We start from the raw sequence: 4,884 nt of genomic DNA, 5'->3' as shown, positions 1-4,884 counted from the left end.
GGCGATCTCGGCGTCGCCGGAGAAGCAGTGGAACACCACCGCCTCCGGCGCGCCCTCCTCGGTCAGGATGCGCAGCACGTCGGCGTAGGCGTCCCGGCAGTGGATCATCAGCGGCTTGCCGACCCGCTTGGCCAGGTCGATGTGCCAGCGGAACGCGGCCTGCTGGGCGGCCGGCGGCGAGTAGTCCCAGTAGTAGTCCAGACCGGTCTCGCCGACCGCGACCACCCGGGGCGCCGCCGCGAGCCGCTCGATCTCCGCGCGGTCGGCGTCGGAGAACGCCGCGGTCCGGGTCGGATGGATCGCCACCGCGGCGAACACCCGGTCGTCCCAGGTGGACGCCTCGGCGGCGAACCGCGCGGCGGCCAGGTCGTCCGCCACGGTGACCACCCGGGCCACCCCGGCCGCCGCCGCCCGGTCCACCATCGCCGTCACGTCGGCGGGTTCCTTGGCGCCACAGGCATCCAGGTGCGTGTGCGCGTCCACCACCGGCACCGGCAGCGGCTCGGGCACCGGCGGCGGTGTTTGATGGTTCGCTCCGCTCACTGGATGGGCGCCCACTCCGGGCCGGTCTCGGCGAGCTTCGGGTCGAGCTTGCCGAACAGCGGGGTCGGCTTGGCCAGCGGGCGGCCGGGCTCGATCGGGGTGGACTCCCACCGGGCCTGCTCGGAGGCGTAGTCACCGGTCAGGATCGGGTTGATCCGGCCGGCCACGTCCAGGTCCTCGACCTCCCGCAACTCCGGCTGAGCCGCCCAGACTCCCCCGCCGCCCAACGCCTCGTGCACCTTCTGCGCGGAGTGCGGCAGGAACGGGGTGAGCAGCGTGTTGGCGTCCTGAACCACCTGCAGCGCGGTGTGCAGCACGGTGTCCCGCCGGGCCGGGTCGTCCTTGAGCTTCCACGGCTCCTGCTCGGAGATGTACTTGTTGGCCGCGCCCACCACCCGCATCGCCTCGCTGATCGCGGCCTTGAACCGGGACCGCCGCAGGTGTCCGCCGACCACCTCGAAAGCGTTGCGGGACAAGGCCTTCAGTTCCTCATCCGGCGCCGTCGGGGTGCCCGGCGCCGGCACCGCGCCGACGTTCTTGTGCGCCATCGAGACGGCCCGGTTGACCAGGTTGCCCCATTCGTTGGCCAGCTCGAAGTTGGTCCGGCGGACGAACTCCTCCCAGGTGAAGTCGGTGTCCTGGGTCTCCGGCCCGGCCACCGAGATGAAGTAGCGCAACGCGTCCGGGCCGAACTCGGCGAGGAACTCGTGCACGTAGATCACGGTGCCGCGGGAGGTGGAGAACTTGGAGCCGCTCATCTTGAGGAACTCGCTGGAGACCACCTCGGTGGGCAGATGCAGCCTGCCGAACGGCCCGGGCGTGCCGCCCTTGTCGCCGGCGCCGTTCTGGCCGAGCAGCAGCGACGGCCAGATCAGCGAGTGGAAGACGATGTTGTCCTTGCCCATGAAGTAGTAGCCCTGGGCGTCCGGGTTGAGCCAGAACTCCTTCCAGGCGTCGTCGTCGCCGCTGCGCCGGGCCCACTCGACGCTGGCCGACAGGTAGCCGATCACCGCGTCGAACCAGACGTAGAACCGCTTCATCGGCTTGTCCCGCCAGCCGTCCAGCGGCACCGGCACACCCCAGTCCAGATCCCGGGTGATCGCCCGGGGTTTGAGGTCGTCCAGCAGGTTCTGGCTGAACTTCAGCACGTTCGGCCGCCAGTCGACCCGGCTGGCCAGGTAGCCGCCCAGCGACTCGGTGAACGCCGGCAGGTCGACGAACAGGTGCTCGGTCTCGACGAACTCCGGGGTCTCGCCGTTGATCCGGGACCTGGGGTTGATCAGGTCGGCCGGGTCGAGCTGGTTGCCGCAGTTGTCGCACTGGTCGCCGCGCGCACCGTCGGCGCCGCAGATCGGGCAGGTGCCCTCGATGTAGCGGTCCGGCAGGGTGCGGCCGGTGGACGGGCTGATCGCGCCGAGCTGGGTGCGCGAGACCACGTACCCGTTGCGCCACATGGCCAGGAACAGGTCCTGCACCACCCGGTAGTGGTTGCCCGTGGTGGTGCGGGTGAACAGGTCGTAGGACAGCCCGAGCCCGGCGAGGTCGCTGCCGATCTGGCGGGTGTACTTGTCCGCGGTCTCCCGGGCGGTCGCGCCCTCGTTGTCGGCCTGCACCAGGATCGGCGTGCCGTGCTCGTCGGTGCCGCTGACCATCAGCACCCGGTGACCGGCCATCCGCATGTAGCGCGAGAAAACGTCCGATGGGACACCGAATCCGGACACATGGCCGATGTGGCGCGGGCCGTTGGCATAGGGCCAGGCCACGGCGGTCAGCACGGGACTGCTCATGTCGGCCTAGCCTACGGAGGGACGGGCGGCGTTCTCGAACGGGTTAGGAGGATCCGGTGTCGGCGACACGGTTGCTGGTGCTGGGTGTGGTGCGGATGTACGGCACGGCGCACGGGTACCAGGTGCGCCGCGATCTGCTGACGTGGTCGGCCGACAAATGGGCCAATGTCGCGCCCGGCTCGATTTATCACGCGCTGAAGAAGATGGCCACCGAGGGCCTGCTGGAACAGGTGGAGGTGGAGCCGGCGACGGGGCCGGACCGGACCGGCTACCGGTTGACCCCCGACGGCGAGACGGAGTTCCAGGTCCTGTTGACCCGGGCGCTGTCCGAGGTGCATGAGGACGTGCAGGACGGGGCGTCGCTCTCGGCGGCCATCATCTTCCTGCCCACCTTGCCCCGGGCCCGGGCGGTCAGCCTGCTCGAGCAGCGGGTGACGCGACTGGAGGGGCAGCGGGCCAACGTGGTCACAGTGCTGGCCAAGGGCACCGAATGGGGCCAGCCGGAGCACGTGTCCGAGTTGTACCGGCTGTGGCTGGTCACCCTGGACGCCACCATCGCCTGGACGGCGGGCCTGGTCGAGACGTTGCGGACCGGGGCGTACGTGATGGCCGACGACGCACCGGACCACTTCGGGCACTCGCCGGTTGTAATCAAACTTGACTAGCCCGATAGGGTGAGGTCAGTCAAACTTGACTACCAGAGGGGAACTAATTTGATCACAGCGAGCGGTCTCGCGCGGACCTTCCGCGCCCGTGGCCGCACCGTCGAAGCCGTCCGAGGGGTCGACCTCGCCGTGCAACCCGGTGAGCTGGTCGGTTTTCTCGGCCCCAACGGCGCCGGAAAGACCACAACCTTGCGGATGCTGACCACCCTGCTGGTCCCGACCGCGGGCCAGGCCACAGTGGCCGGCTGCGACCTGCGCAAGGACTCGGTCGGCGTGCGCAAGCGGATCGGCTACGTCGCCCAGGGCGGCGGCACCACACCCGAGCTGAAGGTCATCGAGGAACTGGTGCTGCAGGCCCGGTTCTACGGGCTGACGCCGGCGGACGCCCAGCGGCGCAGCACCGAGCTGATGGAGCGGATGGACATCGCCGACCTGGGCGACCGGATCATCAAGACGCTCTCCGGCGGCCAGCGCCGACGCCTGGATGTCGCGCTCGGCCTGGTGCACGACCCGCGGCTGGTGTTCCTGGACGAGCCGAGCACCGGCCTGGACCCGCAGAGCCGGGCCAACCTGTGGGACCACATCCGGTCCCTGCGCGACCACCACGACACCACGGTCTTCCTGACCACCCACTACCTGGACGAGGCCGACGCCCTGTGCGACCGGATCCTGGTCATCGACAACGGCAGGATCATCGCGGAGGGCTCGCCGGACGAGCTGAAGGCGCAGGTCTCCGGGGACGAGGTCCGCATCGGCGTGCCGGCCGAGGACGTGTCCCGCGCGGCCGAGGTCGCCGAGAAGCTTCCCGGAGCCGGGGAGATCACCACGGCGGACACCCTGGTGCGGTTCCGGGTGCCGCGCGGCGACGTCGCGCTTCCCGAACTGCTCCGGGCCCTGGACGGCGCCAGCATCACGCTGAACTCGATCCAGGTGCACCGGCCCACGCTCGACGACGTGTTTCTGACCATGACCGGACGCAGCCTGCGCGACGCCGAGCAGGAGGCCGTCGCCGAGGAGCCCGGAAAGGAGCCGGCGAATGTTGCATGACATCTGGCTGGCGCTGCGCCGGGAGCAGACCCTGGCGCTGCGCAACCCGGCCTGGATCGGCATCGGGATCATGCAGCCGATCCTCTACCTGGTGCTGTTCGGCCCGCTGATGGAGCGGATCGTGGCCAACACGCCCGGCTTCCCGCCGGGCAGCGCCTGGGTGATCCTCACCCCGGCGCTGATCCTGCAGCTCGGCCTGTTCAGCATGTTCGCCGGCTTCGGGATCCTGGCCGACCTGCGCACCGGCGCGCTGGAGCGGATGCGGGTCACCCCGGTCCGCCGGATGGCGCTGCTGCTCGGCAAGGTGTTCAACGCCGGCAGCCAACTGCTGGTGCAGGCCCTGCTGATCCTGGTGATCGCGGTCATCTTCTTCGACCTGCGGGCACCGTTCGGCGGGATCATGCTCAGCCTGCTGATCGTGGTCCTGCTCGGCATCGCGCTCGCCTCGTGCTCCTACGCGCTCGCGCTGAAGCTCAAGAGCGAGGAGGCGTTCATCCCGCTGCTGAACACCATCCTGCTGCCGGTGCTGCTGCTGTCCGGAATCCTGATCCCGATCACCACCGGGCTCGCTCCCGGCTGGCTGTACACGATCTCCCGGATCAACCCGTTCACGCACATCATGGATGCCGACCGGGCGGCGTTCCGGGGCGACTTCGCCCTGGACGCCCTGTTCACCGGCTGCATCGTGCTGGTCGTGATGACCGCGCTGTCGGTGTGGTGGGGCGCCCGCACCTTCCAGAAGGAAAACGCCTAGGAACTCAGTGCCGGCCGGCCGGGGAGTACCGCTCCCCGGCCGGCCTCAGCCGTGTTCGTCCACACCGGACTAACGAACGGCCCAGGTC

5 protein-coding genes are annotated in these 4,884 nt (G+C 69.7%); 3 read left to right on the top strand and 2 right to left on the bottom strand.

Going from position 1 to position 4,884, the window contains the following annotated elements:
* Together VFO68_RS13955 and metG are read right to left on the bottom strand one after the other, a co-directional pair.
* On the bottom strand, window positions 1-510 hold a 510-nt coding region (locus VFO68_RS13955), incomplete at its 3' end, for a TatD family hydrolase (protein ID WP_325158684.1).
* A gap of 29 nt (window positions 511-539) precedes the next feature.
* Window positions 540-2,330 carry a methionine--tRNA ligase gene (gene metG, locus VFO68_RS13950; RefSeq protein ID WP_325158683.1) on the bottom strand — a complete coding sequence of 597 codons (1,791 nt, stop codon included), beginning with the start codon at window positions 2,328-2,330 and terminating at the stop codon, window positions 540-542.
* A 56-nt stretch (window positions 2,331-2,386) separates the two neighbouring features.
* On the opposite strand from metG, the gene VFO68_RS13945 reads away from it, so the two are divergent.
* The 3 genes from VFO68_RS13945 to VFO68_RS13935 are packed head-to-tail and all read left to right on the top strand — an operon-like array spanning window position 2,387 to window position 4,796.
* Window positions 2,387-2,995, top strand: a complete 609-nt coding sequence (locus tag VFO68_RS13945; protein ID WP_325158682.1) for a PadR family transcriptional regulator — start codon at window positions 2,387-2,389, stop codon at window positions 2,993-2,995.
* A gap of 48 nt (window positions 2,996-3,043) precedes the next feature.
* Window positions 3,044-4,042: an ATP-binding cassette domain-containing protein gene (locus VFO68_RS13940; RefSeq protein WP_325158681.1), complete on the top strand. Its 999-nt coding sequence runs from the start codon at window positions 3,044-3,046 to the stop codon at window positions 4,040-4,042.
* Entirely contained in the window at window positions 4,032-4,796 is a 765-nt protein-coding gene (locus tag VFO68_RS13935; protein WP_325158680.1) for an ABC transporter permease, read from the top strand. Before VFO68_RS13940 ends, VFO68_RS13935 begins: the two co-directional genes overlap by 11 nt.
* The last annotated feature ends 88 nt before the right edge of the window (window positions 4,797-4,884 follow it).

The sequence above is a fragment of the Actinophytocola sp. genome, assembly GCF_035712165.1.
Taxonomy (GTDB): Bacteria; Actinomycetota; Actinomycetes; order Mycobacteriales; family Pseudonocardiaceae; genus DASYTH01.
Note: the sequence above shows the minus strand (reverse complement) of the source record. Positions and strands in the feature narration are given on the sequence as shown.

Bases quoted from the DNA above. Each gene is read 5' to 3' on its own strand.
- metG (WP_325158683.1), bottom strand. From the start codon at position 2,330: ATGAGCAGTCCCGTGCTGACCGCCGTGGCCTGGCCCTATGCCAACGGC.
- VFO68_RS13935 (WP_325158680.1), top strand. From the start codon at position 4,032: ATGTTGCATGACATCTGGCTGGCGCTGCGCCGGGAGCAGACCCTGGCG.